Origin of the sequence: Streptomyces longisporoflavus, from assembly GCF_014649775.1 — a bacterium.
GTDB classification, from domain to species: Bacteria; Actinomycetota; Actinomycetes; order Streptomycetales; family Streptomycetaceae; genus Streptomyces; species Streptomyces longisporoflavus.
Genome location: NZ_BMTR01000030.1, coordinates 26,043 through 51,595, shown reverse-complemented (window position 1 = coordinate 51,595; position 25,553 = coordinate 26,043). Strand labels below are relative to the sequence as shown.

The following is a 25,553-nucleotide window of genomic DNA, read 5'->3' as shown; positions in this document are numbered from 1 at the left end:
GCATGTCATTGGGGCAGGCAGGCAAGGGGGGAAAGGCATGACCAGGCCGTTTCGATTCGGCGTGAACATGATGAAGCCGACGGGTGGAGCGGAGTGGCGGGACAAGTGCCGCCGCGCCGAGCAACTCGGTTACGACGTCATCCTGGTCCCCGACCACCTGGGCATGGTCGCCCCCTTCCCGGCGATGGTCGCCGCGGCCGCCGCCACCGAGCGGCCCCGCATCGGCACCTTCGTCCTCAACACGGGTTTCTGGAACCCGGCGCTCCTCGCGCGTGAGGTGGCCACCACCGACGCGCTCACCGGCGGCCGCCTCGAAGTCGGCCTCGGCACCGGTTACGCGGAGGCCGAACACCAGCGGGCGCAGCTGGAGTTCCTGTCACCCGGCGGGCGCATCCGGGCCCTGCGGCACACGGCGGAAGAACTGGACCGGCTGCTCACCGACCCGGCGCACACGCCGCAGGCCGAGCAGCGGCCGCGGCCGCCGCTGCTGATCGGCGGCAACGGCGACCGGCTGCTGCGCCTGATGGCCGAGCACGCCGACATCGCGGCCTTCACCGCGACCGCGGGATACGAGAACGGAATCCTGAAGGCCCTCACGCCCGGCCAGCTCGACGAGCGCGTGGCCGCCTACGAAGGCTTCGCCGCGCACCGGGACGTGCCCGCCGAGCGGAACCTCCTCGTGCACTTCGTGGAGGTCACCGACGACCGGCACGCGACGGCCCGCCGACTGCCCAAGATCGACCCCGGCATGTCGCAGGAAGACCGGCTGACCCTGCCGGTGATGCTCTTCGGCACCGTCAAGCAGATCGCCGAGCAGCTGCGCGAGCAGCGCGAGCGGTTCGGCATCTCCTACGTCGTGGTCCTGGACGGCGCGATGGACGTCTTCGGCCCGGTGGTCGAGGAGCTTTCCGGCACCTGAGTTCCGGGAGCCTTTACGGCATCACGGCATCACGGCATCACGGCATCACGGCATTACGGCGTCACGGCACTGCGGCATTACGGCATTACGGCAGGGGGCTCGTGGCCGCGGCCGGCCGCCGCGGCAGTGTCCGTACCGACGACTCCGCGTGCTGCCCGGCCAGTTCGAGGATCGCCAGCGACGTACGCCCGATGGCCTGGCGCACCCGGCGGCGGGCCAGCTCCAGGACGGACGGTGATGCCGGGCCCGAGGCGGGTTTCGCCGTGGCGGCGAGCTTCCCCCGGGCCCGGGCGGCGGCCTTCTCCGACGCCAGGAGAGCGGCCTGCACCGCGCCCTCGTCGAGCAGCACCGTGTGCTGGGCGATCACCCGCACCCCGTACTCGTCGGGCAGCACCGACCACTCCCCGGTGTGCGCGGCCACCGGCGCGGACGGCAGTGTCTGCTTGAAGACGATCCGCCCGGCGTGCGGGAAACACAGCCGGACCGAACCCTCCGTACGCACCGCCGCGTCGGGCCCGTCGGGCAGCCGCACGTCGTAGTCCAGGATCTGCACGCCGGGCGAGGACTCGGTCAGCCGGAGGCGCGGCATGTGCGGCAGGAGTGCGGGCCAGTCCGCGGCCCGGTACAGGAAGTCGTAGAGCAGCTCTCCGGGCCCGTTCACCCGCACCGACTCCTCGAAGGACAGCACCAGGTCGTCGAGACCGGCCCGGCTCTCGGCGATCCGGCGCAGGCTCTCCAGCTCCGCCCGGGCGTTGTCCCCGGTGACCAGCCCCTCCCCGGCCGCGTCGTCGTCCCGGCCGCCCGCCACGGTGAACTCGTGCCGCACCGTCACCACGCTGCGTCCGCCCGCGCCCTCCTCGACGGTCCACTCGCCGCTCATCGTCTCGACCGGCGTCCCGTGTCCGAGCCGCACGAACTCGATGCGCCGCTCGTGCGGGTGCTGCACCCGCACCAGGATCGAGGACCTGATCCGGCCGCCCGCGCTCTCCCATACGCGCAGGCGCTCGCGGACGCCGTCGAAGTCGAGTTGCTCGACGTGCAGGACGTGCGGGCTGTACAGCGGCCGGCGCGCGGTGTCCGCGAGCAGGGCGAAGACCGCTCCGGCCGGCGCGGCCACCTCGACCGAGTGTCGCAGGCGGTGCACACGCTCACCAGACATCCCAGACATCGCAGTCTCCTTGGGCATTCGAGGACGGATCGGCTGGCCTCCACCGTCGGCGGGACAGCTCGAAAAGTATTCGAGGACCGCTTGAGGAACGCCTCAGAGACGGTCCTGGCCGGATTCGGAACCCCTGGAGCGGCCGGTATTTTCACGGTCGGGCGGAGGGTCGAGCGTCGTGTCAGGACCGTGTCAGTGGTTTGTCACTGGCCCTCTGCATGCTGGGACAGCGCCTCTTGAGGAGGGGGGAGGGGGCTTTGTCGGCGCGTGCCCCGACTGCCGATGACCACTAGCCGCTTCGCACGTCTGCCGCAGGGTGAGCCGATCACCGTCGTCGTGGAGCTCGGCCCCAGCGCGCTTCCCGTACTCGAACTCCACGGGCCGGTCGAGAGCATCCACATCGAGGCCGCGCTCGACAGCATCGCCACCTGCCATCCGCATGCGCCCGCCTGGACGGCCGACCTCGAGAGCCGGGGACCCGGCCAGCACACGCTGCGCTTCACCGACGGCGCGCACGACGAGCAGTCCGAGTTCCCCCTGGGGGCCCTCGCCGACCTGCTCACCCACGCGGGGCGCGGCTCCTTCATGAGCCGCTGCCTGCCCGCGACGCCGCTGCAGCGCGACCTTCTCGCGGACGCCGACACCCACCCCGATCCGGGCCGCCAGGTCGAACAGGCGGCCTGGGACTGGCACGGGCCCCTGGACGCGGGGCGGTTCACGGCCGCCTGGCACTCGGTGTTCGCCCACGAATCCGTGCTGCGCACCACCTTCGACGACCAGCCGGAGCCCGGCCTCGTCGTGCACGACCACGCCGAACCGGAGGTCGTACGACTCCCGCACGGCACCGCCGAGTGGCACTCCCTCGTCGAGGCCGACCGGCGCCGCGGCATCGACCCGCGCCGCCCGGCCCCGCTGCGCGTCACGCTGCTCGGCGGCGGACCGGCGGGTTCCGCCACCGGGGCGCCCGCCCGTGTGCTGCTCACCTACCACCACGCGCTGCTCGACAGCTGGTCCGTACGGCTCCTGGTCCGCGAGTTCTACCGTGCCTATCTCGCCGGCGGCGAACTGCCCGGCGGGGAGCGGCGGCCCGACATGACCGACTACGTGACCTGGCTCGGCCAGCAGGACACCGCGGCCGCCGAGGACTTCTTCACCAGCACCGACACCGGCGACCTCCTGGCCGTGCCGCCGCTCTTCACCGACACCGGCAGCCGCGCCGAGGGCCGCTCCAGGCTCCGCCTGACCAAGGAGGAGACGGCGGCGCTCGCCAACTGGGCCGCCACCTGGGGCGGCGGCGAGTCCATCGCACTGCAGGCCGTGTGGGCGCTGCTGCTGTACCGCGCGGGGCGGGCCGAGGGGCCCTCGCAGGTGCGGTTCGCCACCACCGCCGCGGGCCGGAGCATCCTCTTCGAGGGGGTGGAGCGCACTCCCGGCGCCCTGGCCGGACCGCTGCCGCAGAGCGTGCTCGTCGACCCCGCGGCCACGGTGCCCCAGCTGATCACCGACCTGCGTGACCGCTGCCTCAACCAGGCCGCGTACGAATGGGTTTCGGCGAGCCAGATCCACTCCTGGACCGGCGGCCCGCGCCCGCCCGCCGACACCCTGCTCACGTTCGAGGCACCGCCGCGCGTGCTGCCCGAGCTCGAAGCCGGACTCGCCGCGGCCGGCATCCAGGTGGAGCCGCCGCAGACCCTCGGCGCCCGCACCGCGTACCCGGTCATGCTGACCGCCCACCACGACAGGAGCGGCAGCCTGGTCCTCACCGCCTCCTACGACCAGGTGCGGCTCTCGGAGATCACCGAACTGCTCGCCCACGCCGCGCTGTTGCTGCGCGAACTCCCGCGCGGCTCCGGGCAGCACACCACCCTCGGCGAGGTCCTCGGCCTGCTGACCCACATGGGCGGCGCCGCGGTCGGCCCGGTCGAGGCCGAACCCGAGGAGTCCGGCGGGCCGCTGCCGACCGTGCTGCGCCACCCGGCCCGCGCCGATGCGGGCGCCGTCGGCCTGTTGCAGGCGCCGGGCATCACCCGCGCCTTCTACGACCAGCTCGCCCACGCCTACCCGGGGCCCGAGGAGCTGCTGCTGCTCGCCCCCGTCCCGGCGGGCGGCAGCCGGGCCGATGTCGCCGCACGCGCCGTGTACGACGCGCTCGGCTCCCGTGTCCGGTCGCACGGTGGCCTCGCCTTCGCCGGCTTCTCCGGTGACGGCGCCGCCGCCTGCGCCATCGCCCGCCTCGCGGCGGCGGACGGCCACCGGCCGCTCGCCGTCGTCCTTGACGCGAGCGGGACGGGCCCGGACGACCTGGCCCGCAGGCTGGCGTCGGCCGTCGCGAGCCGGACCTGACCGGACGTACAAGCAAGGCACGAGCAGGAGCACGTATACACGTATCCAGGTCACGTTCGAGCGCGAGACGCCGAGGAGGCAGCCATGCCGAACTGCGAACCGAAGCCGGTACCGCCGCACGCGCACCAGGACGACCACGCGCACAAGGACGACATAGCCTCCCGTGCCTGGGCGGAGGCGCTCGCGATGGCCTGCGGGGACGCGGACCACGCCCACCGCCCGCCGGGCGAACTCCTCGCCGCGTCACTCAGAGCGCACCGCACACTGTCGCGGGGCCTCGGCCAGAGCGTGCCGCTCACGGCCCTCGGCCCGAACGGCGGTGTCCTGGGGCTCGCCGCCTTCGTCGCGGTGTACGCCGCCCAGTCGAACCCCGCTGCACCTGAACTCGAAGTTCCGTACGACGAACGGGACTTGGAGCGCCGCGCCGCCTAGCGTTGTCGGTGCACATCCACCTCCTGTCCGCGCCCGTCTGACGTCCTCCCCGACCAGGCGGGCGCGTCGACGTGGAGGGGAAGCCTCCGGCAGGGTAGGGCCATGACACAGGCGCTCCCGGAACCCCGCCCGCACCGAAGACGGCTTCGCTCGACCAGAACACCTACACGCAAGGACGTCGGTACGGCCCTTGTCCTCCTGGTGATCGAGTCGGTCGTCTACGTGGCGGGAAGCATCGGCCACGGCCTGCAGATATGGGCCGCGGCGGACGACCGCGCGACCATCGACGCCGCCCGGCTCGAGAGCATCGCGTGGACGCAGTACCTCCTCATCGCCGCACTCGTCCTCACCGCACTCGCACTCCTGGCCCGCGCACGCTGGACGGCTCTGCTGCAACTCCTGACCGCCGCAACCCTCGCGGCGCTGCTCGCACTCTCCCAACACGACTACGCCCAAACCCACCCCCGCCCCGCCCCCACCCCCAGCGAGGGTTACGTGCCCTGCTACAGCGGCGGCAGCAACGATTGTCCCGGCGGGTGAGCCGCGTGTCGGTCGACAGGCGACCCGGCCCTCCGCGGGCGGCGGGGCCGAACGGGCGGGACCGGCGGAGTGAGAGCACGCCGGTCCCGCCCTGCTCTACATCAGCAAGCCCGCCTCGCCCACCGAAGGATCAGTGATCGCGGCGTTGAAGAGCTGGAACGCCGACAGCTCATAACCGGTATGGCGCGTCAGGCCCGCGTGCTTGAGACACCACATCTGCGCCTCATCCGGATCGGCCGTGTCCACCGAGCGATCACTGCAGGTGAGGCATTTGCCGACATGGCGCGCATCTATGGCGGGTATGGCCGTAAGCGTCCACAGGATCTGCCTGTACCTCCCCGGCGGCGGGCCTCCCTCACTCATCCGTTCGCCTCCGCCGAAGACGAGCGGCCGTCCCCGTCCCCGTCGGGGTGATCGAGTGCGGACAGGCGGTCTCCCCTGCTCTCTGCGATCCTTCGCACATCGCGGAGGGACTCCGTCAACCGCATTGCCATGAAGCGGAGTTCCTCGTGCGTCGCCTTGGGATTCGTGAGCGTCTCCGCCGCATGCCCGAGCAGATCACCCGCCATACCCAGTTGGACGCTCTCGATGCTGTCGGCCGTCCGCGCCACGAAGCCTGCGCCTTCTCCGACGAGGAAACAGGGCTTGCCGTCCGGCGTCGACCACGGCAACAGCCGTGTCCGGTCCGTCATGCCGCCGCCCCGGTTGTGGGTCGGTAAACGCATTGGCCGACGGCCCGGGCCAGGACGGGCCGGGGAATAGGTTCCGCGGCAGGAAACAGGAGTCGTAGCAACGATTCGAAAGTACGGGCGGTACAGTCCGGCATGTCGACCTGCTTTCTCAGGTGGGCCTGCCCTCGGACCGGTCGCGCGGTCGCGGGGTCCGTGCGCCTCAACCTTTGTGCAGAGCAACGCTGTTGCCGTCCCGCCCGCGGGTACCCCCATGATGGGTAGGCTGCCTGCCCGGCCGTTACGACAGACTGTCACCAGCAGGCGCGACGAGGCACCTCATGACTGTTTACGAACCACCGACAGCGTTACCGCATGATCTCCTGAATCACGCGGGTATGAGCGCTGCGATCGCGGCCCACGATTTCGGTGAGGTGTTCCGTCTCGCTCGGAGCGAGGCCGGAATCAGCTATTCGAAGATCGCAGCCGAATGCGCCATCAAACCGGAGCGTGTCGGGGCCCTGGCGCGCGGTCTCGGCAGCGTCACCACCTTCGAGAAGATCGCGCACATCGCCGATGCTCTGCGCATTCCCGGAGCCTCTCTGGGCCTTGCTCCCCGGGAGTGGGAGAACCCCGATACCCCGCGTAGTGAACTACCCCTGCCCGCACATGCCACCGCCACCCACAAAGACGGAGAAAAAGTGCGGCGTAGGGAGTTCATCAAGGCAACGGCTACGACCAGCCTGGCGGTCGGTATACCCGACCTCACGCGGCCCGTCACAGGCCGCCGAGTCGGGGAGGAGTTCCCGCAGCGGCTACGCGAGCGCACGGCACGGCTTCGGCGCCTCGATGACGTATTGGGCGGCGGGGACACCTACCGTGTCTACCTCGGCGAGTACCAGGCCACGAAGGCCGTTCTACGTGACTGCACATACACGGAGAAGACCGGAAAGGCATTGCTTTCCGTACTCGCCGAGCAGGCGCAGCAGGCGGGGTGGGCAGCATTCGACGGGGGCAGGCACCACGACGCGACGAGCTTGTACGAGGACAGTCATACAGCCGCGGTCGATGCCGAGGACACTGCCCTTGCGGGCAACGCACTCGCCTTCCTCGCCTACCAAGCCATGAACGGAGACCAGGCAGCCGGGATACAGATCGCTGCCCGTTCATGTGCGACGGCCGGGCGTCATGCCGCCTCGGGAGTCCGCGCGCTGCTGCAAGAGCGCCTCGCATGGGCCTACGCCGTGGCAGGGCTCCCCGCCGAGACCGAACGCGCCCTCAGCGCTGCGGAATCAGCACTCGACGAGATCAACGGCGCCCCACAACCCGACTGGGTCACATGGGTCGACCGCAATGAGCTGCAGATCATGAGCGGCCGGTGCTGGACGGAGCTACGGCGCCCGTTGCGTGCCGTCCCCTTGCTGGAATCAGCGCTCGCGCGGTACGCGGACACTCACGCGCGGGACAAGAGCCTGTACCTGTCCTGGCTCGCCGACTCCTACCTGACCGCAGGAGAGGTCGAGCAGTCAGCCGGCGCCGTCAGCCGCGCCCTGGACCTGTCCACCGGGGTGGCATCCGTTCGCCCGCGGCAGCGTCTCGCTCCCGTTCTGGCACGCCTCAGCTTGCACAGACAACTACCCGAGGTCGCCGACGTGCTGGAGAAGGCGAGGGCCTGACGCTTATTCGGCAGGGTTCCGGCCCGTGGTCGAGGCTACCCACCGCAGGTAGGCATCCGATCCGGCGACAATCGGAACAGCCGAGACCTCCGGATTCTTCCAGGGGTGATGCGCCAACAAGTGCGCTTCCAACTCGGCATACCGGTCAGCATGCGTCTTCAGCAGAAGCTGCCACTCCTCTCCGGTCCCGAACTCCCCTGCATGCCAGAAGACCGAGACCACCGGACCCACGATCTGCGCCCCAGCGGCGAGCCGGTCCGTTACCACCGACCGCGCCAGTTCGACCGCCTGATCACGGGTCTCGGTTGCCGTCGACACCTGCACGAAGTCAGCCATGGGGCGGAGCCTAGCTTCCGGACAAAGCGTGGCCGACTTCGGCAAGCAGCAGATCAGCTCAGGCTTCAGCCCCAGGTGCGGCCCGCCGGCTCCTTCACCGTGCGGTTGAGGCGGTTGAAGAAGTTCGTCAGGGCTATTTCCAGGTTGAGCGCGCCGATTTCCTCCTCCGTGAAATGGGCGTTCGCCTCCTCCCAGATTTCGTCCGTCACGCCCTCCGCGCCGTCCTGGAGCCGGGTCGCGCCCTCGGCCAGGGCGAGAGCCGCGCGTTCCGCGTCGGTGTAGAACGGTGCCTCGCGCCACGCCGCCACGTTGTGCAGCCGCTCGTCGGTTTCGCCGGCCTTTCTGCCTCCGGCGACTGCGGCGTAGACGCACGCCGAGCAGCTGTTGATCTGGCTGGCGCGCAGGTGGACCAGTGTGAGCAGCTTCGGGTCCACGCCTCCGGCGGCGATCGCCTTGTGCAGGTGCTGGATCGCGGTCCACAGGTCGGGGTTGTTCGTGTTCTTGTTCTTGAGGCGGTTCTCCATGGGGAGTGCTCTCCTTGGTCGGGGTTACGTTCCGGGGCTGTTGCCCGTCACCCCTATGACGGAGCAGCTCGGAGAGAGGTAACAACATGCCCGAAGCCCACCCCACGGACCCGATCGCCGACGCCTTCCAGTCCCACCGCGACCGGCTCCGCGGTGTCGCCTACCGCGTGCTCGGGTCGCATGCCGACGCGGAAGACGTGGTGCAGGAGGCGTGGCTGCGGCTCTCCCGTCAGGACGCCGGCACCATCGACAATCTGGGCGGCTGGCTGACCACCGTGGTCGGCCGTATCAGCCTTGATGTCCTGCGGTCGGGCCGGACCCGTCCCGAAGTCGCCCTCGACGACCGGCTCCCCGAGTTCACCGTGACGCTCGACGACGCCCCCGCGCCCGAAGAGCTCGTGGCACTCGGGGACTCCGTCGGCCTCGCGCTCCTCACCGTCCTGGACTCGCTGCGCCCTGACGAACGACTCGCGTTCGTGCTGCACGACGTCTTCGCCGTACCCCACGGGGAGATAGGCACGATCCTCGGCAAGTCCGCCGACGCGACCAAGATGCTCACCAGCCGCGCGCGTAAGAAAGTCAGGCAGACGCAGGGTGATCAGCGGTCGGTGAGGGATGGGCGACAGCAGCGCGCGGTCGTCCGCGCTTTTCTGGCCGCCGCGGGCCAGGGGCAGTTCGAGCAGCTGCTTCAGGTGCTCCATCCGGAGGTGAAGTTCACCGTCCATGCCCCGGACGGGCCGTTCGTCACCATCGGGGCCACCGAGGTGGCCTCTCGCGCGCGGATCGCCGGGCAGGCCGCGCGAGGGCATGCCGTCTCCGTCAACGGTCGTCCCGGCGTCATCTCCTGGAACGAGGACGGCAGGCCGCTCTCCCTTCTTGTCTTCGGTGTCACGGACGGGCTCATCGTCGAGATGTCCGCCTTCGTCGATCCGGCCGCACTCGCGCTCATGGACCTGCCGGACCCGGTGTGACCGTGTGACCGGAGGCCGGCCTCAGTCCTGCATCGTGGGGCGTACGACGATTTCGCCGACGTCGACGCCCTCGGGCTGCTCGATGGCGTAACCGATCGCGGAGGCGACGGCGGCGGGCGGCATGGCGATCTCGTCGCGCCTGCGGGTCAGCGCCGCCGCGGCCTCCGGGCTGCCGCCCTTGCCGACGCCCTCGGTGTTGGTGAAGCCGGGGGAGATGAGCGTGACACGCAGGTCGGGGCCCGATTCCTGGCGCAGCCCCTCGGTGATCACCTTCACCGCGGTCTTGGTGGCCGCGTAGACCGCCTGGGGGGACTTGACGACGTACGCCGCGGTGGAGCCGACGTTGACGAACTGTCCGGAGCGCTGGCCGCGGAAGACCGGCAGTGCCGCCGCGATTCCGTTGAGCAGGCCGGTGATGTGGGTGGAGACCATGGCGTCCCAGTCGTCCTGGCGCAGGTCGTCGAACGGCGAGACGGCCATCGTGCCCGCGTTGGACACGAGGACGTCGAGCCGGCCGAAGCGGTCGATCGCCGTGTCCGTGAGGTGTTTGAGGTCCGCGCGGCGCGTGACGTCGACGACGACGCCTATGGCGGTGCCGCCGTCCGCCGTGATCCTGTCCACGACGCCGCTCAGCCGGTCCTTCCGCCGGGCCCCGAGCACGAGCCGGGCGCCCTTCGCCGCGAGATAGAGCGCCGTCGCCTCCCCGATGCCGCTGCTGGCGCCCGTGATCGCAATGACCTTGTTCTCGATGCCTGCCGCCGTGCCAGTCGTGCCAGTCATACCTGTCGTGCCTGCCGTGCCTGCCGTGCCTGTCATGTGTGCTGTCCTCTGCCTTTGCCGGCGTTTGCGCAGGCCACGTCGTGACCTACAGTGGAAGTGGGGGCGTCCCCACTTCAGTCAGCCTAAGTGGGGGCGCCCCCACTTAGCAACCGAGAGGAGCGTCGAGACCTGATGAGCGGCAGTGCACCGCGTCCGTTGCGAGCCGACGCGCGGCGTAATCGGGACAAGATCCTGGCGGCGGCCGTGCGCGTCTTCGCCGAAGAGGGCCTTGACGCCCATCTGGAGCGCATCGCGAAAGCGGCGGGCGTCGGCAGCGCGACGTTGTACCGCAACTTCCCCACCCGCGAGGCTCTGGTCGAAGCCGTCTACCGCAACGAGGTGGTCGAGCTCTGCGACGCCGTACCCGGCCTGCTCGAAGAGCGGCAACCCCTCGAAGCGCTGCGTGCGTGGACGCGTCTCTTCCTGGATTACGTCACCGCCAAGTACGGCATGATCGAGGCCCTGCGGGCCATCGCGGCATCCGGCGGCAATCCGTACGGACACAGCCGCGACATGATCCTGGCCGCCGTCACCGATCTCATGGACGCGTGCGTCGCCGCCGGGGAGGTGCGCGCCGACATCGGTGCGGCGGACGTGAGCGCCGCGCTCGAAGGCATCGCCCTCACCTCGGGCGGGCCCGACAAGCGGGAGCAGGCCGAGCGGTTGGTCGACCTGACTCTGGACGGCCTTCGGTGCAAACCGTGATGCCGGTTTCTGGCGGCGTTGGGGCGGGTCGATCTCGGGGTGGGGATCGCTCGTAGGGGAGGGTGGCGGGCGGTGAATCGTAAACGGGGTGGGTGGTCTGTCGAGTTCCTCGATAAAGTTCGCCTGATTTGTGGGGTTTTGAGGGCGCTTACACCCTCGTTGAAGGCTCCTGAATCTCTCTAGGAGCGCTTGAGGTCGGCATGGCAGTCTTTCAAAACAGGGAGTCTGGTTTGGTTCTCGCGGAACCTCGTGCACCTTGTGTGCCTCGGGTACCTCGGTAACTCGTGATCTTGCCGAACCTGCCTTCCCGTAACTCTCGGCACTCGGACCGACCGCCGTCGTCGTTCGAGCACTCACGAACAGGGGATTTGGCGTGATGGATATTGATGTTCTGGGTCCGTTGGGTGTGCGGGTGGGCGGGGTTGCTGTGATGCCTACGGCGCCGAAGCCGCGGAAGGTGCTGGCGTTGCTGGCTCTGCATGTTGATCGTGTGGTGCCGGTGGGTTTGCTGGTGGAGGAGTTGTGGGGGGAGCGTCCGCCGCGGTCGGCGCGGACGACGTTGCAGACCTACATCCTGCAGTTGCGTGAGTTGATCGGTGCGGCGCTGGAGCAGGGCGCGGGCAGTGCGGGAGAGCAGGGCGCGGCCGGGGGTGTGTCGGCGAAGGATGTGCTGGTGACGGCGCCCGGCGGCTATGTCCTGAAGGGCGGTGGCGGCTTGAGTGATGTGGTGGAGTTCGAGCGGCTTGCGGGGATGGGTTATCGGGCGATGGACGGTGAGGACTTCGCGGGGGCGGCCCGGTTGTTGCGGGAGGCTCTTGCGTTGTGGAGTGGTTCGGCGCTGGCGGATGTGCGGGCGGGTGTGCAGTTGGAGATGGAGGTGCGCCGCCTGGAGGAGACGCGGTTGTGTGCGCTGTATCAGCGCATCGAGGCGGATCTGCGTCTTGGCCGGCACCGTGAGTTGCTGGGTGAGCTGACGGTGCTGGTGAGCCGGTATCGCACGCACGAGAATCTGCACGGGCAGTTCATGCTGGCCCTTTACCGTTCGGGCCGCCGGGGCGAAGCGCTGAGCGTGTACCAGCGGCTGCGCCAGGCCCTCGTACGCGACCTGGGCCTTGAGCCCTCGTCCGAGATCCAGCGGTTGCAGCAGGCCATCCTCAAGACCTCCGGGCCCACCGTCCAGATCCCCACCCCTCAGGCCCCCGCGACCTACGTATCCACCGCGGCGAACGCCCGGCTGGTCTCCGCCGCCGCCTGATCCTTCCTCTCTCTTATCTCCTTTCTCTTCTCGCTCATCCGCGTCCCGCGTGACCCCTACGCGATAGGCATGACCTCGCTCTCATCCGGGTCCGGCACTATCACCGTGCCGACCCCGTCGTCGGTGAACATCTCCAGGAGGACCGAGTGCGGGACACGTCCGTCGATCACCCGGGCCGCGCCTACGCCGCCCCGCACGGCGTCCAGGCAGCCCGTCATCTTCGGCACCATGCCGTCGCTCAACTCCGGCAGCAGCTTCTCCAGTTCGCAGGCCGTGAGCCGGGGGATCACCTCCTGGCTGTGCGGCCAGCCCGCGCACAGGCCCGCGACGTCCGTCATCATGACGAGCGTCTCGGCACGCAGGGCCGTCGCGAGCGCCGCAGCCACGGTGTCGGCGTTGACGTTGTAGACCAGGCCGTCCTCGGCGCTGCGGGCCAGCGGCGAGACCACCGGGATACGGCCGTCCGCGAGCAGGCTGTGCAGCGCACCGGTGTCGACGCCGGTGATCTCACCGACCCTGCCGACGTCCACCGGCTCCCCGTCGATCCACGGCACGAACCGCTTTGCCGTAAGGGTGTTGGCGTCCTCGCCGGTCATGCCGACGGCGAGCGGGCTGTAGCGGTTGATGAGTCCGACCAGGTCGCGCTGCACCTGGCCGGCGAGGACCATGCGCACCACGTCCATCGACTCGGGCGAGGTGACGCGGAGGCCGCCCTTGAACTCGCGCTTCAGGCCGCGCCGTTCGAGCTCGGCGTTGATCTGCGGGCCGCCTCCGTGCACCACCACGGGCCGCAGCCCGGCCTGGCGCAGGAAGACGATGTCGCGGGCGAAGGCCGCCGTCAGGTCGTCGTTGACCATGGCGTGTCCGCCCAGTTTGATGACTACCGTCCGGCCTTGGTGGCGGGCCAACCAGGGCAGGGCGTCTGTGACGGCCTCGGCCTTGGCAAGAGCCGAACGCACGTTGTCGGGCACCGTACTACTCCTTTTGTGAAGGGAACTCCGGGAACTTCCGGAACTCCGGCCCCGGGCAAGGGCCCGATAGCCAGTGCACATGCGCTTGAGTTCCGGACGAGAACACTTTGCTGTGCTGCCGGATGCCGGGAAAATGAATACCAGTCGACCGACGGCTCGTATGGGAGTGGAATGATGAGCAGCAATCCGTTCGACGACGCTGACGGCCGTTTCTACGTCGTGGTGAACGAAGAGCAGCAGCATTCGCTGTGGCCCTCGTTCTCCGAGGTTCCCGCCGGCTGGCGCATCGTGTTCGGCGAGGAGAGCCGCGACAAGTGCCTTGCGTACGTGGACGAGCACTGGACCGATCTGAGGCCGCAGAGCCTTCGGGACGCGATGGGTGCCGAAGCCGCTTGAGGCGGCGCGGTCAGGGAGTGGCGCCCACGGACCCCACGGAGCCCATGGAGCCCACGGACCTCACGGAAGAGGCGCGTCCCAGCTCCCGCTCGGTGCGGCGCAGCACGATCGAGTCGGCGATCTCACCGCCGCGTATCGCGATGTTCGACAGCAGGGCCGAGGTCAGGCCGTGGCTGTGCTCGGTGCCGCCCTGGAGGTAGACACCGCAGTTCAATTCGGCCTCGGAGATCAGGCGGTAGTCGCGTTCCACCCGGTGCTTGCCCGCCGCGTCGCGCTGGAACAGCTGGTCGAAGTCGCCGAGCAGGCGGGCCGGGTCCACGCCGTCGTAGCCGGTGGCGAAGACCAGGGCGTCGACGGCCAGCTCCTCCGTTTTGTTGTCGAGCAGCGAGCGCAGGACGACCTGTGTTCCGCTCCCTTCCTGCTTGACCTCGTCGACCCGGGAGAGGTTGCGGAAGTGCAGCCGCTGGACGCCGCGCACCTGCTCGTCGTACGAGCGCTGGTGCAGGGCCCGGATGACGTCGGAGTCGACCACCCCGTAGTTGGTGTTGCGGTGGTAGCGCCAGAACGCGTCGCGTGCCCGGTCGGTGCCGAAGTAGTAGTCGTCGACCGAGTCGGGGTCGAAGACCTGGTTGGCGAAGGGCGTGTCGTCGGCGACGGAGTAGCCGTACGACGGGATGACCGCGGAGACCTGCGCGTTCGGCAGCGTGTCGTAGAAGAAGCGGGTGATCTCGGCCGCGCTCTGTCCCGCGCCGACCACCATCACATTCTTGAGGTCCTGCGGGTCCCGCGCGTTGAACTTGGCCAGGAACTCCGAGCTGTGCCAGACCCGTTCGTCGGATGTCACGCCCTCGGGCAGGCGCGCCACCAGGCCCGTCGAGATGACGACGTTGCGTGTCGTGACCACGCTGGTGGCGCCGTCGCTGCCGCGCACCTCGATCTCCAGGAGCTCGGGTGCCCCGGACCCGTTCTCGGCGACGGGCCTGATCGAGGTGACCTCGGTGCCGTAGCTGACCCGGTCGCTGAGGCCGGCGGCCGCCCACTCCAGGTACTGGTGGAACTCCTGCCGGGTCGGGAAGAAGTCCTGGTTGTTGACGAACTGCACGAGCCGGTTCGAGGCGTGCAGATACGAGATGAAGCTGAACCGGGACATCGGGTCCCGATAGGTCGCCAGGTCCTTGAGGAACGAGATCTGCATGGTCGTCGACGGCAGCAGCATGTTCCGGTGCCAGCCGAACGTGGGCTGCCGCTCGAAGAAGTGGGACTTGACCGGATTCTGCGGAGTGCTCGCCCCGTGCTCCTCCAAGGCGATCGCGAGCGACAGGTTGGACGGGCCGAACCCGATGCCGACCACGTCGTAGATCTCTGCGCTGCTACCCGTAATACCCATTGAAGTTTCTCCCGCTTGCGTCTGGAAAACTCGGCTGTTGGTCCGAGAGACCGTTCTGCAGTGTTGCTCCGGAGTCTGTCCAAGACCGCTCAAAGGCAACTCGAATACGGCATGAGGGCCGTTCGAGAGCTTCTCTAGGTTTCGTCCAGGGCGGCGGAAGTATGGTCGGCGCGGATTTTCCGACTGCCGAAAGGTGCTTCAGGATGTTCGTGCCGAGCTTCTACCGAGAATCGGACAGTTCGTGGATGGTGGACCTGATCCGCGGTAATCCACTGGCCCTTGCGGTGGCCAACGGCTGCCCCAAGAACGGCCCGTTCGCCACCCATCTGCCCGTCATCTTCGACCCCGAGACGTCCGCCGACTGGACCGGCGAACTGCCGGGCGCCACGCTCCTCGGACACATGAACCGGGCCAACCCGCACTGGGCGGCCCTGGAGACGGGCGGCGTGCTGCTGCTCACGTTCACCGGCCCGCATTCCTATGTGTCGCCCACGGTGTACGAGGTGACTCCGGCCGCCCCGACCTGGAACTTCACGGCGGTGCATGTGCGGGGCGTGGTGGAGAAGATCGACGAGATGGAGGAGACGCTGGAGGTCGTGCAGTCCACCGTGCGCGCCTTCGAGGGCGCGTTCGGCGACGGCTGGGACATGACCGAGTCCCTCGGCTACTTCCGCAAGATCGCCCCTGCCGTAGGTGCCTTCCGGTTCAAGGTGACCGGCGCCGAGGGCATGTTCAAGCTCAGCCAGGAGCAGCCGGGCGAGGTGCGCGACCGGGTACGGAAGTCCTTCGGGGAGAGCGCCTGCACGTACAAGCGCGAGACGGCCGGCCTGATGAGCCGGCTGCCGTGACGTGCCGGTGGCCTCCGCTCCGGAGGGAGGGACGAACCCGCAGGGAGGGGCGCACACGATTCAGACCGCGGTGAGGACCTCGTCGGACACTTCGGACAGAGCCGCTCCGAAGCCGTCGAGGAAGATGTCGACCTCCCGGTCCGACACGGTCAGCGGCGGGGCGAGCCGGATGACGTCCGGTGCCACCGCGTTCACCAGAAGGCCGTGGTCCTGGGCCGCCTGCTGCACACGCGCGGCGGCCTTCGCGCCGAGCACGACGCCCAACAGAAGCCCCGCGCCCCGGACTTCACGAACCAGCGGGTGCGCGAGGGCCTCCAGGCCGGCTCGCAGCCGCCCGCCCGCCCGGGTGACGTGTTCGAGGATGCCGGCCCGCTCGATGGTGTCCAGTACGGCGAGGGCGCCCGCGCACACCACCGGGTTTCCGCTGAAGGTGGAGCCGTGGGTGCCGGGCGTGAGCAGCTCGGCCGCCGCGCCGAACGCGAGTGTCGCGCCGATGGGCAGGCCGCCGCCGAGGCCCTTGGCCAGGGTGACGACGTCCGCCTCGACGTCTTCGGCCTGCGCGGCGAACCAGCGGCCGGTGCGCCCGATGCCGGTCTGGATCTCGTCGAGGACCAGGAGGGTGCCGGTCGCCGCGGTGATCTCGCGGGCGGCCCTGAGGTAGCCGGGCGGCGGCACGATCACGCCGTTCTCACCCTGCACCGGCTCAAGGATGAGCAGCGCGGTCTTCGGGGTGACGGCGGCGCGCAGGGCCGCCACGTCTCCGTACGGTACGTGGCTGACGTCGCCCGGCAGCGGGTGGAAGGGGCGCTGCTTGTCGGGCTGGCCGGTGAGGGCGAGCGCCCCCATGGTGCGGCCGTGGAAGCCGCCGGTGGTGGCCACCATGTGGGTGCGGCCGGTGAGTCTGCCGATCTTGAGGGCCGCCTCGTTGGCCTCGGCCCCCGAGTTGGAGAAGTAGACCCGGCCCGCGCGCCCGGCGATCCGCAGCAGGCGCTCGGCGAGGTGCACGGTCGGTTCGGCGATGAACAGGTTCGACACATGGCCGAGCGAGCCGATCTGCTCGGCGACGGCCCGTACGACCGCGGGGTGGGCGTGGCCGAGCGAGTTGACCGCGATGCCGCCGACGAAGTCGAGGTACTCGGTGCCCTCCGCGTCCCAGACCCGGGTGCCCCGGCCGCGGACGAGCGGCAGCCGCGGGGTGCCGAAGTTGTCCATCATGACGCCCTGCCAGCGGTGGGCCAGCGCCGTGTTGCCCGCCCCGATGATGTCCGCGCCGTCGTCGCTCATCCTGTCTCCTTCGTGGGGTGACCCCGCACGCCGGCGGGGGCAGTGATCAAGAGGCGTACGCGCTGTTTTCGTGGACGTACTCGGCGGTGAGGTCGTTGGCCCAGATGACGGCGGAGTCCGGGCCCGCGGCGAGGTCCGCGGTGATCCGGACCTCGCGCCCCGCCATGTCCACCAGCGAGCGGTCCTCGCCCACCGCGCCGTTCTTGCAGACCCACACGTCGTTGATGGCGACGTTGAGCTCGTCCGGGTGGAAGGCGGCGCGGGTGGTGCCGATGGCGGACAGGACGCGGCCCCAGTTGGGGTCCTCGCCGTGCAGGGCGCACTTGAGGAGGTTGTTGCGGGCGATGGAGCGGCCGACCTCGACGGCGTCGTCCTCGCTCGCGGCGCCCGTGACCTCGATGCGGATCTCCTTGCTGGCGCCCTCGGCGTCCGCGATGAGCTGCCGGGCCAGATCGGCGCAGACCTCGCGCACGACGTCCGCGAACTCGGCGTGTTCCGGGCTGACTTGAGAGGCACCGGAGGCCAGCAGGAGCACCGTGTCGTTGGTGGACATGCAGCCGTCGGAGTCGACGCGGTCGAAGGTCAGGCGGGTGGCGTCGCGCAGCGCCGTGTCGAGGACGCCGGAGTCGAGCGCGGCGTCCGTGGTGAGCACGACGAGCATCGTGGCGAGGCCCGGCGCGAGCATGCCGGCGCCCTTGGCCATGCCGCCTACGGTCCAGCCGTCCCGCGTGGCCACGGCCGTCTTGTGCACGGAGTCAGTGGTCTTGATGGCGACGGCGGCCCGCTCGCCGCCGTCCGCGGACAGCTGCGCCGCGGCCTCGGCGACGCCCGGAAGCAGCTGGTCCATCGGCAGGGTCACGCCGATCAGGCCGGTCGAGGCGACGGCGATCTCGTCGGAGGACAGGCCGAGGACTTCGGCGGCCTTCTCGGCGGTGGCGTGTGTGTCCTGGAAGCCGCGAGGGCCGGTGCAGGCGTTGGCGCCACCGGAGTTGAGGACCACCGCCGAGACCACGCCGCCCTTGACGACCTGCTCGGACCAGCGCACGGGCGCCGCCTTGACCCGGTTGGAGGTGAAGACGCCGGCCGCGTCCTGACGCGGCCCGGTGTTGACGACGAGCGCCAGGTCCGGGTTGCCGTTCTGCTTGATCCCGGCGGCGATGCCCGCCGCCGTGAAGCCTCGTGCTGCGGTGACGCTCACGGTGCGACTCCGATCGTGGAAAGCCCGAGCTCCTCGGGGAGGCCGAGGGCGATGTTCATGCTCTGGAGGGCGCCGCCCGCGGTGCCCTTGGTGAGGTTGTCGATGGCGCTGATGGCGATGATCCGGCCGACCGCCGGGTCGAGGACGACCTGGACCTGCGCGGCGTTCGACCCGTACACGGCGGCGGTGCTCGGCCACTGCCCCTCGGGCAGCAGTGTCACGAACGGTTCGTCGCCGAGCGCCTTCTCGTACGCGGCCCGTACGTCGTCGGCGCCGACCCCCGGTCGCGCCGCGGCGGAGCAGGTGGCGAGGATGCCGCGCGGCATGGGCGCCAGGGTCGGAGTGAAGGAGACGGCGACCGATCGGCCGGCCACGGCGCCGAGGTGCTGGCTCATCTCCGGGGTGTGCCGGTGGCCGCCGCCCACTCCGTAGGGCCGCATGGAGCCCATGACCTCGCTGCCGAGCAGGTTCGCCTTGGGTGCCTTGCCCGCGCCGGACGTGCCGGACGCCGCGACGACGACCGCCTCGGGTTCGGCGAGCCCCGCCGCGTACGCGGGGAAGAGGGCGAGCAGGACCGCGGTCGGGTAGCAGCCCGGCACCGCGACACGCCTGCTGCCCGCCAACGCGGCGCGGACTCCCGGCAGTTCGGGCAGGCCGTAGGGCCAGGTGCCCGCGTGCGGGGAGCCGTAGAACGACTCCCAGGCGGTCGCGTCCGAGAGCCGGAAGTCCGCGCCGCAGTCGACGACGAGCGTCTCGTCGCCCAGCTCCGCGGCGACGGCGGCCGACTGGCCGTGCGGCAGCGCGAGGAAGACGACGTCGTGCCCCCGCAGGGCGTCGGCGGTGGTGGGCCGCACCTCGCGTCCGGCCAGCGGAGCCAGGTGCGGTTGCAGCGCGCCCAGCCGCTGTCCCGCGCTGGAGTGCCCGGTCAGGGCACCGATCTCTACTTCGGGGTGGGCCAGAAGCAGGCGCAGTAGCTCGCCGCCCGCATACCCGCTCGCCCCCGCCACGGCTGCTAGCACTGTCATGAACCCTCCCGTTTGGCAGACATGTCGCCTCAGCGTGAGCCGGCGGACGCCTCGCAGAACTCGGCGTCCAGGATGGTCAGGAGGGTCTCCCCTCCCCAGCTGCTGTTGAAGTTGAACGTGAGCTGGTGACCGCCGTCGTCGGTGAAGGCGGACACGGTGATCGACCCCGTGGCGAGCCCGTCGTGGTACCAGATGGTGGTGCCGCAGCTCAGCGTGAGCTGCTCGATGCCCAGACCGTAGGTCGCGCCGGGATAGTCGGTGTTGACGGTCGTCTTCATCTCCTTCAGCTGCTGCGCCGGCAGCAGCTTGCCGCCCATCAGGGCCGCGTACAGCCGGTTCAGGTCGGCCGCGCTGGAGATGATGTCGCCGCTGCCCCAGGCCTGGGAGCCGTTCACCGCGGTGACGTCGTCGATGCGGTCGGGCTGCGCGGCGAAGAGCTTGGCGTAGGCGCGACCGCTCGGCTGGGGCACGGTGGTGCCGGTGCCGGGGTTGGACGTCGACTTCAGGCCCAGGGGCGTGATGATGCGCGCCCGCACCTCGTCCTCGTACTTCTTGCCGCCGACCTTCTCGACGATCAGCGCGGCCAGGACGTCGTTGGTGTGCGAGAACCAGTGCTTGGCGCCGGGCGCGAACGACGGCGCGTGGGAGAGGGCCGTCTTCAGACGCTGCTGGGGCGTCAGGGTGTCGTACCGGTGCTTGAGGAAGCCGTCGCCCACGGTGTACGTCTCGGCGAACTGCGGGTCGACGGTGTAGTCGTACAGGCCGCTGGTGTGGTTGAGGAGTTGGCGCACGGTGATCGCGCTGCCGTCGTTGCCGTTGCCCGTGACCAGGCCGGGCAGGTGCTTGTCCACGGTGTCGTCGAGGCTGAGCTTCCCCTCGGCCTCCATCTGCAGGAGGACCGTCGCCACGAAGGTGTTGGTGAGGTTGCCGGCACGGAACCGGTCGCTCAGGCCGCGTGCCGCACCCGTCTTCAGGTTGCCCTTGCCCGCTGCCGCCTTCCAGATTCCGGCGGAGTCGCGTGCCTCGGCGGTGATGCCGGGGACACCGGCCTTGACCGCCGCCTCGATCGCGCCGCGCGTCGCCTGGTGGTCGCCCGCGGCGGCGGCCGTGTCCTGTGCCGCCCCGGCGGGGCCCGTGAACAGGGTGCTCGTGAGAGCGACCGCCGCCAGCACGACCGCGCCGGCCGCCGGCCTCTTCCGTATCGTCATCGTCATCCTCATTGCCGTTCCTGGGTGTCGTCCGTACGTGATGCGAGAGGCGTCGGGGGAGATGCGCCTCGTCAGGGGGAGTGCGCCGCGCCTGCCGCGTCGAGCGCCGTGGCCGCGTCCCGTTCGATGTGCCGCAGCAGCGGACCGGGATCGTCCTGGAAGTAGAAGTGACCGCCGTCAAAGGCCCGCAGGCCCAGGTAGTGCTCGCAGTGCTCCTGCCAGCCGGCCATCAGCGCCGGTGCGGCGGAGTGGTCCTCGCGGCCCGCGAAGGCGGAGAGCGCCACGGGCAGGGGAGCGGCGTCCGCGGCCGGGCGCCAGTTCGCCACCAGGCGGAGGTCGCCCCGGATGACCGGATAGAACCGGTCCCACAGGCCCGAGTCGTCGATGACCCCTTCGGGCATGCCGCCGAGGCGCCGCAGCCGGGCCCGCAGCTCGTCGTCGGACAGCTCGCGGGGCGGGTCCGCCGATTGCGGTGCGGGCCGTGCGGAGAGGCCCACCCATACCGGCAGCGGCAGGCCGCGCTCGACGGCGAGGCGGGTCATCTCGTACGCCAGAAGGGCGCCCATGCTGTGCCCGAACAGGGCGTAGGGGACGTTAAGTTCGTGCTCGACGCGGCGCAGCAGGAAGTCGGCGAGCCGGCCGGCGTCCGTGATCTGCGGTTCGTCGAGGAGGAAGCCGTGGCCCGGCGCGTCGAGCAGCCGCACGTCCCATGTGCCGGGCAGCCGGGCCGGCCAGTGACGGTAGAGCAGGTGCGAGCCCCCGGCGTGGTGCAGCACGAACAAGCGCAGGGCAGGTCGTGTGCTGTCCATCGCTCCCCCTCGGATCGGACCACGCGTCCCCGGACCATAGAACGGCGGCCGGCTCGCGGAGCGCGGGCCCGAGAAGGGCTCCGGCGCGGGTATGGCGTCTCTCGAGCGTTCCTCAGGCGGCCGGGGGCCGGGCGCAGGTGAGGGCGTCGGACGCCCGTCGGCTCCAGCAAGGCTCGACGAGGGCTCGATCGATCCTGGATACCTTCGGCGCAGAGTTGGTTACCGGCAACACGAGGAGCCAAGCCCGTACGCGGACCGCGGCCCGCCCATAAGGCCAGGGCCCCGCACCACCGCTCGAACCCGAGCGGACAGCTGACGGGCCGATCGGCTGCCGTGCGTTCCCATCCGGAACGCGGGGCGGCCGATCTCCTTTTCGTACGGCGGGACATCGCCCGCCCGATTCCGTACGTCGAGAGAACAGCGGTCCGGCATCAGGCCGGACCGCTCTGTAGCGAGCCTTGAGCCCCTTGCGACACCGTGTCCCCACCGGCAGATCTGCGCCCAGCCCCCAGCACAGCGAAGCCCGGCGAAGGGACGAACCGGTGAACGACCACACGCAAGAGCGCGCCCGTGCGCACCCCCACAGCCGCATCGGCCTCATGGAGCGCGCCGGCACCCCGCCGGAGCCCCGCGCGCTGACCGCCGGCGACTATCTGCTGCGTCCCCCGAGCGTGGACGAGTACCGCGAGGTCCTCGCGCTCGGGGTCGACCCGGACGTCCGGCTGTGGAACCCCCGCTGCCAGATCACCGACGAGGCCTCGGCCCTCAGGGACTGCATCGCCGGGGCCGACTGGTCCGACGGCAGCCACACCACCTTCTCGATCATCCACCGGGACAGCGGACGCTACGCGGGCAACATCGCCCTGCACAGCATCGACCGCGCCAACTCGCAGGCCAACGTGGGCTATCGCATCGCTCCCTGGACACGCGGACAGGGTGTGGCCACCACCGCCGTGCGCAGCCTCGTCGGCTGGGCCTTCGGCGATCTGGGGCTCACCCGCCTCGTCCTGACCCACGGCCTGGAGAACATCGCCTCCTGCCGAGTGGCCCAGAAGGCGGGCTTCGCCCTCGAAGGCACCAGGACCATGGCCAAGCGGTTCGGAGACGCACAGCTGCACGACGAGCACCTGCACGCTCTCGGGGCCCGCCCCGGCGATCTCGCGCTCCTGCCCGGCGATCTCGCGCTCTAGCCAAGCGATACAGAACCGCTCGAACTCCGCTCTGCGGCGCTTGTTGCGCCGACGGCCGGTTCCTTACGGTGACGTGGCAATGCCGCGGTCGCCATCGACGCCGGGCTCTCCCCCCGACGGGACTCCCGGGTGTTCTGCCGACCGGCCGACGCTGATCAGCATCCGGCCCGGCGATCTTCATTCCCGAGTCAATCCATGACGTTCCCATGACGCTTAAGGACGGTGCCCGTTGAGCACGAACCCTTTCGATGACGAGGACGGCCGCTTCTACGTCGTGATCAACGACGAGGAGCAGCACTCCCTGTGGCCGGTGTTCTCCGAGGTTCCCGCCGGCTGGCGCACGGTCTTCGGCGAGGCCTCCAGGGCCGAGTGCCTGGAGTACGTCGAGCAGAACTGGACCGACCTGCGCCCCAAGAGCCTGCGCGAGGCCATGGCCGCGGACTGACCGCGGCCCGGACGCAGTCGAGTGATCGGTAATACGCCCAGGAAGACACGCTGAGTGGGGAGTTGAAGGTTGTGACGGGCGCTGTGAGAACCGCGAACAGGTACAAGACGAAGCCGGCGGACACCAGCGATGACCTGGCGCAGCGCGACGTGGTCCTGTCCTTCCTGGGCGGGCAGGCCAAGGTGGCGAAGACGGGCATGACCTTCCCGCAGAACCTGTCCGAGCAGTCCTGGGAGCGCATCGGGACCAACCTGCGCGAGCTGGTGAACTCCTCCGCCTGGTGGCTCGGCGACTGGCTGCTCTACGGGGAGGCCACCTACGGGTGGCGGCGGTACAAGGAGGCCATAGAGCGCACGGGGCTCGACTACCAGACCCTGCGCAACTACGCGTGGGTGGCCCGGCGGTTCGAGCAGCAGCGCAGGCGCGACAGCCTCAGCTTCGCCCACCACGCCGAAGTCACCCGTCTCTCGCCGCCGGAGCAGGACTACTGGCTGCGCAAGGCCGAGCAGCAGAAGTGGTCGCGCAACGAACTGCGCAGGGCGGTCCGCGCCAGCCTCGCCGTGCAGAGCGACACGGCGGAGGTCTCCGCGGACAGCGGCGACGAGGAGCGGGAAGTGCCGCGCATCGACACATCGGCGGCCGCCGAACGGCGCCAGCAGAAGGCCACCACGCTCACCATCGAGCTGTCCGCGGGACAACTGGACTACTACTCGAAGGCCGCCGCCGCGCACGGTCTTTCCGTCGACCAGTGGGTGACCCGGGTGCTCGAGACCGCCGATCGGCAGACCGCGTAGACACCTTCCACATCGCATCGGAGTCAGTTGATGATCCTTCAGGGAAAGCGCGTCGCCCTGCCGCCGGCGCCCGTTGTCCACAAGCGGTTCGAGGCGAACGTGGCGGCCGCTCCCGACGCCGTCGCGGTCGTCTGGGCGGGCAGCCAGGTCACGTACGCGGAGCTGGACGTCAGGGCCAACCGGTTCGCGCGGTTCCTCGCCGCGCGCGGACACGGCCGGGGTGCCAAGGTCGGCGTCTGCCTCGACTACTCGATCGACCTGCTCGTCGCCATCCTCGGCACGCTCAAGGCAGGCGCGGCCTACGTACCCTTCGACCCCGCATACCCGGCGGAGCGGCTCCAGCTGCTGCTCGGCCAGGTCCCCGACCTCGCGCTGATCGTTGCATCGCCCGCGACCGCCGGGATGGTCGAGACGGCGAGCGTCGACGTCATCGACCTGGAGCAGCTCTCCGACCAGCTGGCGGCGCTCCCGGCGACCGCCCCCGAGGTCTCCGTCACCGGGGACGACGTGTGCTACGCGGTCTTCACGTCCGGTTCGACCGGCACGCCGAAGCTGACCGCGGTGCGGCACGAGGGCTGGTTCAACCTGATGAACTGGCTCACGCTCGAATACGGCCTGCACAGCGGGTCGAACAACCTCGTGGTCAGCGCGTTCGGCTTCGACCTCTCCCAGCGCGCCCTGATGACACCGCTGTTCTGCGGCGCCACGCAGCACCTGATGGCGAGCCGCAACTTCGACGCCATGCTGGCCTACCGCATGCTCAAGGAGCACGACATCCGCGTCGTGCACTGCGCCTCCAGCACGCTCTATCTCCTGGTGGACTGGGAGACGGCGCGCGGCGGCGACGCCCTCACCAAGCTCGACTACGTGCTGTTCGGCGGCGAGGCGCTCAAGGTGGAGCGGCTGACCAACTGGGCTCGCCGCGCGGGCAATACGTGCACCCTCCTGCACCAGTACGGCGTCGCCGAGTGCACCGACGTGGCGACCTCCTACGACCTGGCCGGTTACCGTCCCGGCGAGCACGACGTCGCACCGGTCGGCAGGCCCGCCTACAACACCGACATCCACCTCCTCGACGAGGAGCTGCGCGAGGTCGGCGCGGGGGAGTACGGCGAGATCTGCATCTCCGGGGCCAGCGTCGGCGCCGGCTACCTCAACGGCAGCGGACCCGAGAACGCGAAGTTCACCACGATCGACGTCGACGGCGAGCCGCGCAGGCTGTACCGCACGGGCGATCGCGGCCACGTCAGCGAGGCCGGCGAACTCGTCGTCGCCGGACGGATGGACGCGCAGGTGAAGGTGCGCGGCATGCGCATCGACCCCACCGACATCGAGCGCGCGCTCGGCAGGCTGGCCGGCGTCCGGGAGGCCGCCGTGGTGGTCACCTACACCGATGCCGGCGAGGCCGAGCTGGCCGCGTTCGTCGTCCCCTCGGGCGACGACCTCACCGAGGACGACCTGCGCACCCGGCTCCTGCGGACCCTGCCGCGGAACATGGTGCCCGCCAGGTTCATGAATATCCTGCGAATTCCGCTCAGCCCGCACGGGAAAGTGGACCGCGCAGCCCTCGTCGAAACATGCCGGAAGCAGTATGCCGAAAGCGGCGCGGCGGCATAGCCGTCGGGCCTTGCTGACAATCGAGAGGACTGTG

27 protein-coding genes are annotated in these 25,553 nt (G+C 70.0%); 14 read left to right on the top strand and 13 right to left on the bottom strand.

The annotated features are described in order from the left end of the window. Positions 1-37 precede the first annotated feature (37 nt). The gene (locus IE226_RS37170) at positions 38-919 is read left to right on the top strand and encodes a TIGR03621 family F420-dependent LLM class oxidoreductase (protein ID WP_190085920.1); all 882 of its coding nucleotides are present in this window, start codon (positions 38-40) and stop codon (positions 917-919) included. A gap of 85 nt (positions 920-1,004) precedes the next feature. Here IE226_RS37170 and IE226_RS37165 read toward each other — a convergent pair whose 3' ends face one another. Next, entirely contained in the window at positions 1,005-2,087 is a 1,083-nt protein-coding gene (locus IE226_RS37165) for an aromatase/cyclase (RefSeq protein ID WP_308429585.1), read from the bottom strand. 273 nt (positions 2,088-2,360) lie between these two features. Between IE226_RS37165 and IE226_RS37160 the strand changes: the two genes are divergently transcribed. From IE226_RS37160 to IE226_RS37150, 3 genes are all read left to right on the top strand, one after another. After that, positions 2,361-4,421: a condensation domain-containing protein gene (locus IE226_RS37160; protein ID WP_190085919.1), complete on the top strand. Its 2,061-nt coding sequence runs from the start codon at positions 2,361-2,363 to the stop codon at positions 4,419-4,421. An 84-nt stretch (positions 4,422-4,505) separates the two neighbouring features. Next, a complete protein-coding gene (locus IE226_RS37155; protein WP_190085918.1) occupies positions 4,506-4,853 on the top strand; it encodes a hypothetical protein in 348 nt (115 codons plus the stop codon). Positions 4,854-4,955: 102 nt separating this feature from the next. Beyond that, positions 4,956-5,393, top strand: a complete 438-nt coding sequence (locus tag IE226_RS37150; RefSeq protein ID WP_190085917.1) for a DUF6234 family protein — start codon at positions 4,956-4,958, stop codon at positions 5,391-5,393. Between the two features lie 96 nt (positions 5,394-5,489). Here IE226_RS37150 and IE226_RS45475 read toward each other — a convergent pair whose 3' ends face one another. Together IE226_RS45475 and IE226_RS37140 are read right to left on the bottom strand one after the other, a co-directional pair. Further along, complete coding sequence (locus IE226_RS45475) at positions 5,490-5,756, bottom strand: DUF7848 domain-containing protein (protein WP_444546091.1); 267 nt, start codon at positions 5,754-5,756, stop codon at positions 5,490-5,492. Next, positions 5,753-6,085 carry a hypothetical protein gene (locus IE226_RS37140; protein ID WP_190085915.1) on the bottom strand — a complete coding sequence of 111 codons (333 nt, stop codon included), beginning with the start codon at positions 6,083-6,085 and terminating at the stop codon, positions 5,753-5,755. Before IE226_RS37140 ends, IE226_RS45475 begins: the two co-directional genes overlap by 4 nt. Before the next feature lie 317 nt (positions 6,086-6,402). Between IE226_RS37140 and IE226_RS37135 the strand changes: the two genes are divergently transcribed. Next, positions 6,403-7,737, top strand: coding sequence for an NsdA family TPR-like regulatory protein (locus IE226_RS37135; RefSeq protein WP_190085914.1), 1,335 nt, complete (start codon positions 6,403-6,405; stop codon positions 7,735-7,737). A gap of 3 nt (positions 7,738-7,740) precedes the next feature. On the opposite strand, the gene cutA is transcribed toward IE226_RS37135, so the two are convergent. Together cutA and IE226_RS37125 are read right to left on the bottom strand one after the other, a co-directional pair. Beyond that, a complete protein-coding gene (gene cutA, locus IE226_RS37130) occupies positions 7,741-8,073 on the bottom strand; it encodes a divalent-cation tolerance protein CutA (protein WP_190085913.1) in 333 nt (110 codons plus the stop codon). A 65-nt stretch (positions 8,074-8,138) separates the two neighbouring features. Beyond that, positions 8,139-8,597: a carboxymuconolactone decarboxylase family protein gene (locus IE226_RS37125; RefSeq protein WP_190085912.1), complete on the bottom strand. Its 459-nt coding sequence runs from the start codon at positions 8,595-8,597 to the stop codon at positions 8,139-8,141. An 86-nt stretch (positions 8,598-8,683) separates the two neighbouring features. Between IE226_RS37125 and IE226_RS37120 the strand changes: the two genes are divergently transcribed. Next, positions 8,684-9,568: a sigma-70 family RNA polymerase sigma factor gene (locus IE226_RS37120; RefSeq protein WP_190085911.1), complete on the top strand. Its 885-nt coding sequence runs from the start codon at positions 8,684-8,686 to the stop codon at positions 9,566-9,568. A gap of 21 nt (positions 9,569-9,589) precedes the next feature. Here the strand turns inward: IE226_RS37120 and IE226_RS37115 are convergent, their stop codons facing one another. Continuing rightward, a complete protein-coding gene (locus tag IE226_RS37115; protein WP_190085910.1) occupies positions 9,590-10,348 on the bottom strand; it encodes an SDR family oxidoreductase in 759 nt (252 codons plus the stop codon). A 171-nt stretch (positions 10,349-10,519) separates the two neighbouring features. Here IE226_RS37115 and IE226_RS37110 point away from each other — a divergent pair, with 171 nt between their 5' ends. Together IE226_RS37110 and IE226_RS37105 are read left to right on the top strand one after the other, a co-directional pair. Then, entirely contained in the window at positions 10,520-11,092 is a 573-nt protein-coding gene (locus tag IE226_RS37110; RefSeq protein WP_190085909.1) for a TetR/AcrR family transcriptional regulator, read from the top strand. 376 nt (positions 11,093-11,468) lie between these two features. Then, positions 11,469-12,347 (top strand): AfsR/SARP family transcriptional regulator, encoded by an 879-nt coding sequence (locus IE226_RS37105; RefSeq protein WP_190085908.1) that lies wholly within the window; start codon positions 11,469-11,471, stop codon positions 12,345-12,347. Positions 12,348-12,403: 56 nt separating this feature from the next. Here the strand turns inward: IE226_RS37105 and argB are convergent, their stop codons facing one another. Further along, positions 12,404-13,318, bottom strand: coding sequence for an acetylglutamate kinase (gene argB, locus IE226_RS37100; protein WP_229871778.1), 915 nt, complete (start codon positions 13,316-13,318; stop codon positions 12,404-12,406). Positions 13,319-13,492: 174 nt separating this feature from the next. Here argB and IE226_RS37095 point away from each other — a divergent pair, with 174 nt between their 5' ends. Continuing rightward, entirely contained in the window at positions 13,493-13,714 is a 222-nt protein-coding gene (locus IE226_RS37095) for an MbtH family protein (RefSeq protein WP_190085906.1), read from the top strand. A 10-nt stretch (positions 13,715-13,724) separates the two neighbouring features. Here IE226_RS37095 and IE226_RS37090 read toward each other — a convergent pair whose 3' ends face one another. Further along, positions 13,725-15,101 (bottom strand): lysine N(6)-hydroxylase/L-ornithine N(5)-oxygenase family protein, encoded by a 1,377-nt coding sequence (locus IE226_RS37090; protein WP_190085905.1) that lies wholly within the window; start codon positions 15,099-15,101, stop codon positions 13,725-13,727. Between the two features lie 203 nt (positions 15,102-15,304). Between IE226_RS37090 and IE226_RS37085 the strand changes: the two genes are divergently transcribed. After that, positions 15,305-15,949: an FMN-binding negative transcriptional regulator gene (locus IE226_RS37085; RefSeq protein ID WP_190085904.1), complete on the top strand. Its 645-nt coding sequence runs from the start codon at positions 15,305-15,307 to the stop codon at positions 15,947-15,949. Between the two features lie 60 nt (positions 15,950-16,009). On the opposite strand, the gene IE226_RS37080 is transcribed toward IE226_RS37085, so the two are convergent. The 5 genes from IE226_RS37080 to IE226_RS37060 form a co-directional block, all read right to left on the bottom strand. Next, positions 16,010-17,233 (bottom strand): acetylornithine transaminase, encoded by a 1,224-nt coding sequence (locus tag IE226_RS37080; RefSeq protein WP_190085903.1) that lies wholly within the window; start codon positions 17,231-17,233, stop codon positions 16,010-16,012. Positions 17,234-17,279: 46 nt separating this feature from the next. After that, a complete protein-coding gene (argJ, locus tag IE226_RS37075) occupies positions 17,280-18,431 on the bottom strand; it encodes a bifunctional glutamate N-acetyltransferase/amino-acid acetyltransferase ArgJ (protein ID WP_190085902.1) in 1,152 nt (383 codons plus the stop codon). Then, complete coding sequence (argC, locus tag IE226_RS37070) at positions 18,428-19,456, bottom strand: N-acetyl-gamma-glutamyl-phosphate reductase (protein WP_190085901.1); 1,029 nt, start codon at positions 19,454-19,456, stop codon at positions 18,428-18,430. The genes argJ and argC overlap by 4 nt, the downstream gene beginning before the upstream one ends. 29 nt (positions 19,457-19,485) lie before the next feature. Further along, positions 19,486-20,664, bottom strand: coding sequence for a serine hydrolase domain-containing protein (locus IE226_RS37065; RefSeq protein WP_190085900.1), 1,179 nt, complete (start codon positions 20,662-20,664; stop codon positions 19,486-19,488). A gap of 71 nt (positions 20,665-20,735) precedes the next feature. Further along, positions 20,736-21,473 carry a thioesterase II family protein gene (locus IE226_RS37060; protein ID WP_190085899.1) on the bottom strand — a complete coding sequence of 246 codons (738 nt, stop codon included), beginning with the start codon at positions 21,471-21,473 and terminating at the stop codon, positions 20,736-20,738. A gap of 542 nt (positions 21,474-22,015) precedes the next feature. Here IE226_RS37060 and IE226_RS37055 point away from each other — a divergent pair. The 4 genes from IE226_RS37055 to IE226_RS37040 all read left to right on the top strand — a co-directional run bounded on the left by IE226_RS37055 (position 22,016) and on the right by IE226_RS37040 (position 25,519). Then, positions 22,016-22,663: a GNAT family N-acetyltransferase gene (locus IE226_RS37055; protein WP_190085898.1), complete on the top strand. Its 648-nt coding sequence runs from the start codon at positions 22,016-22,018 to the stop codon at positions 22,661-22,663. Positions 22,664-22,892: 229 nt separating this feature from the next. Continuing rightward, a complete protein-coding gene (locus IE226_RS37050; RefSeq protein WP_190085897.1) occupies positions 22,893-23,108 on the top strand; it encodes an MbtH family protein in 216 nt (71 codons plus the stop codon). A gap of 83 nt (positions 23,109-23,191) precedes the next feature. Then, on the top strand, positions 23,192-23,902 hold the full coding sequence (locus tag IE226_RS37045; protein WP_229871777.1) for an LmbU family transcriptional regulator: 711 nt from the start codon (positions 23,192-23,194) through the stop codon (positions 23,900-23,902). A gap of 30 nt (positions 23,903-23,932) precedes the next feature. Next, a complete protein-coding gene (locus IE226_RS37040) occupies positions 23,933-25,519 on the top strand; it encodes an amino acid adenylation domain-containing protein (RefSeq protein ID WP_190085896.1) in 1,587 nt (528 codons plus the stop codon). The last annotated feature ends 34 nt before the right edge of the window (positions 25,520-25,553 follow it).

Bases quoted from the DNA above. Each gene is read 5' to 3' on its own strand.
- IE226_RS37170 (WP_190085920.1), top strand. From the start codon at position 38: ATGACCAGGCCGTTTCGATTCGGCGTGAACATGATGAAGCCGACGGGT.
- IE226_RS37165 (WP_308429585.1), bottom strand. From the start codon at position 2,087: ATGTCTGGGATGTCTGGTGAGCGTGTGCACCGCCTGCGACACTCGGTC.
- IE226_RS37160 (WP_190085919.1), top strand. From the start codon at position 2,361: ATGACCACTAGCCGCTTCGCACGTCTGCCGCAGGGTGAGCCGATCACC.
- IE226_RS37155 (WP_190085918.1), top strand. From the start codon at position 4,506: ATGCCGAACTGCGAACCGAAGCCGGTACCGCCGCACGCGCACCAGGAC.
- IE226_RS37150 (WP_190085917.1), top strand. From the start codon at position 4,956: ATGACACAGGCGCTCCCGGAACCCCGCCCGCACCGAAGACGGCTTCGC.
- IE226_RS45475 (WP_444546091.1), bottom strand. From the start codon at position 5,756: ATGAGTGAGGGAGGCCCGCCGCCGGGGAGGTACAGGCAGATCCTGTGG.
- IE226_RS37140 (WP_190085915.1), bottom strand. From the start codon at position 6,085: ATGACGGACCGGACACGGCTGTTGCCGTGGTCGACGCCGGACGGCAAG.
- IE226_RS37135 (WP_190085914.1), top strand. From the start codon at position 6,403: ATGACTGTTTACGAACCACCGACAGCGTTACCGCATGATCTCCTGAAT.
- cutA (WP_190085913.1), bottom strand. From the start codon at position 8,073: ATGGCTGACTTCGTGCAGGTGTCGACGGCAACCGAGACCCGTGATCAG.
- IE226_RS37125 (WP_190085912.1), bottom strand. From the start codon at position 8,597: ATGGAGAACCGCCTCAAGAACAAGAACACGAACAACCCCGACCTGTGG.
- IE226_RS37120 (WP_190085911.1), top strand. From the start codon at position 8,684: ATGCCCGAAGCCCACCCCACGGACCCGATCGCCGACGCCTTCCAGTCC.
- IE226_RS37115 (WP_190085910.1), bottom strand. From the start codon at position 10,348: ATGACTGGCACGACTGGCACGGCGGCAGGCATCGAGAACAAGGTCATT.
- IE226_RS37110 (WP_190085909.1), top strand. From the start codon at position 10,520: ATGAGCGGCAGTGCACCGCGTCCGTTGCGAGCCGACGCGCGGCGTAAT.
- IE226_RS37105 (WP_190085908.1), top strand. From the start codon at position 11,469: ATGGATATTGATGTTCTGGGTCCGTTGGGTGTGCGGGTGGGCGGGGTT.
- IE226_RS37095 (WP_190085906.1), top strand. From the start codon at position 13,493: ATGAGCAGCAATCCGTTCGACGACGCTGACGGCCGTTTCTACGTCGTG.
- IE226_RS37090 (WP_190085905.1), bottom strand. From the start codon at position 15,101: ATGGGTATTACGGGTAGCAGCGCAGAGATCTACGACGTGGTCGGCATC.
- IE226_RS37085 (WP_190085904.1), top strand. From the start codon at position 15,305: ATGTTCGTGCCGAGCTTCTACCGAGAATCGGACAGTTCGTGGATGGTG.
- IE226_RS37080 (WP_190085903.1), bottom strand. From the start codon at position 17,233: ATGAGCGACGACGGCGCGGACATCATCGGGGCGGGCAACACGGCGCTG.
- argC (WP_190085901.1), bottom strand. From the start codon at position 19,456: ATGACAGTGCTAGCAGCCGTGGCGGGGGCGAGCGGGTATGCGGGCGGC.
- IE226_RS37065 (WP_190085900.1), bottom strand. From the start codon at position 20,664: ATGACGATACGGAAGAGGCCGGCGGCCGGCGCGGTCGTGCTGGCGGCG.
- IE226_RS37060 (WP_190085899.1), bottom strand. From the start codon at position 21,473: ATGGACAGCACACGACCTGCCCTGCGCTTGTTCGTGCTGCACCACGCC.
- IE226_RS37040 (WP_190085896.1), top strand. From the start codon at position 23,933: ATGATCCTTCAGGGAAAGCGCGTCGCCCTGCCGCCGGCGCCCGTTGTC.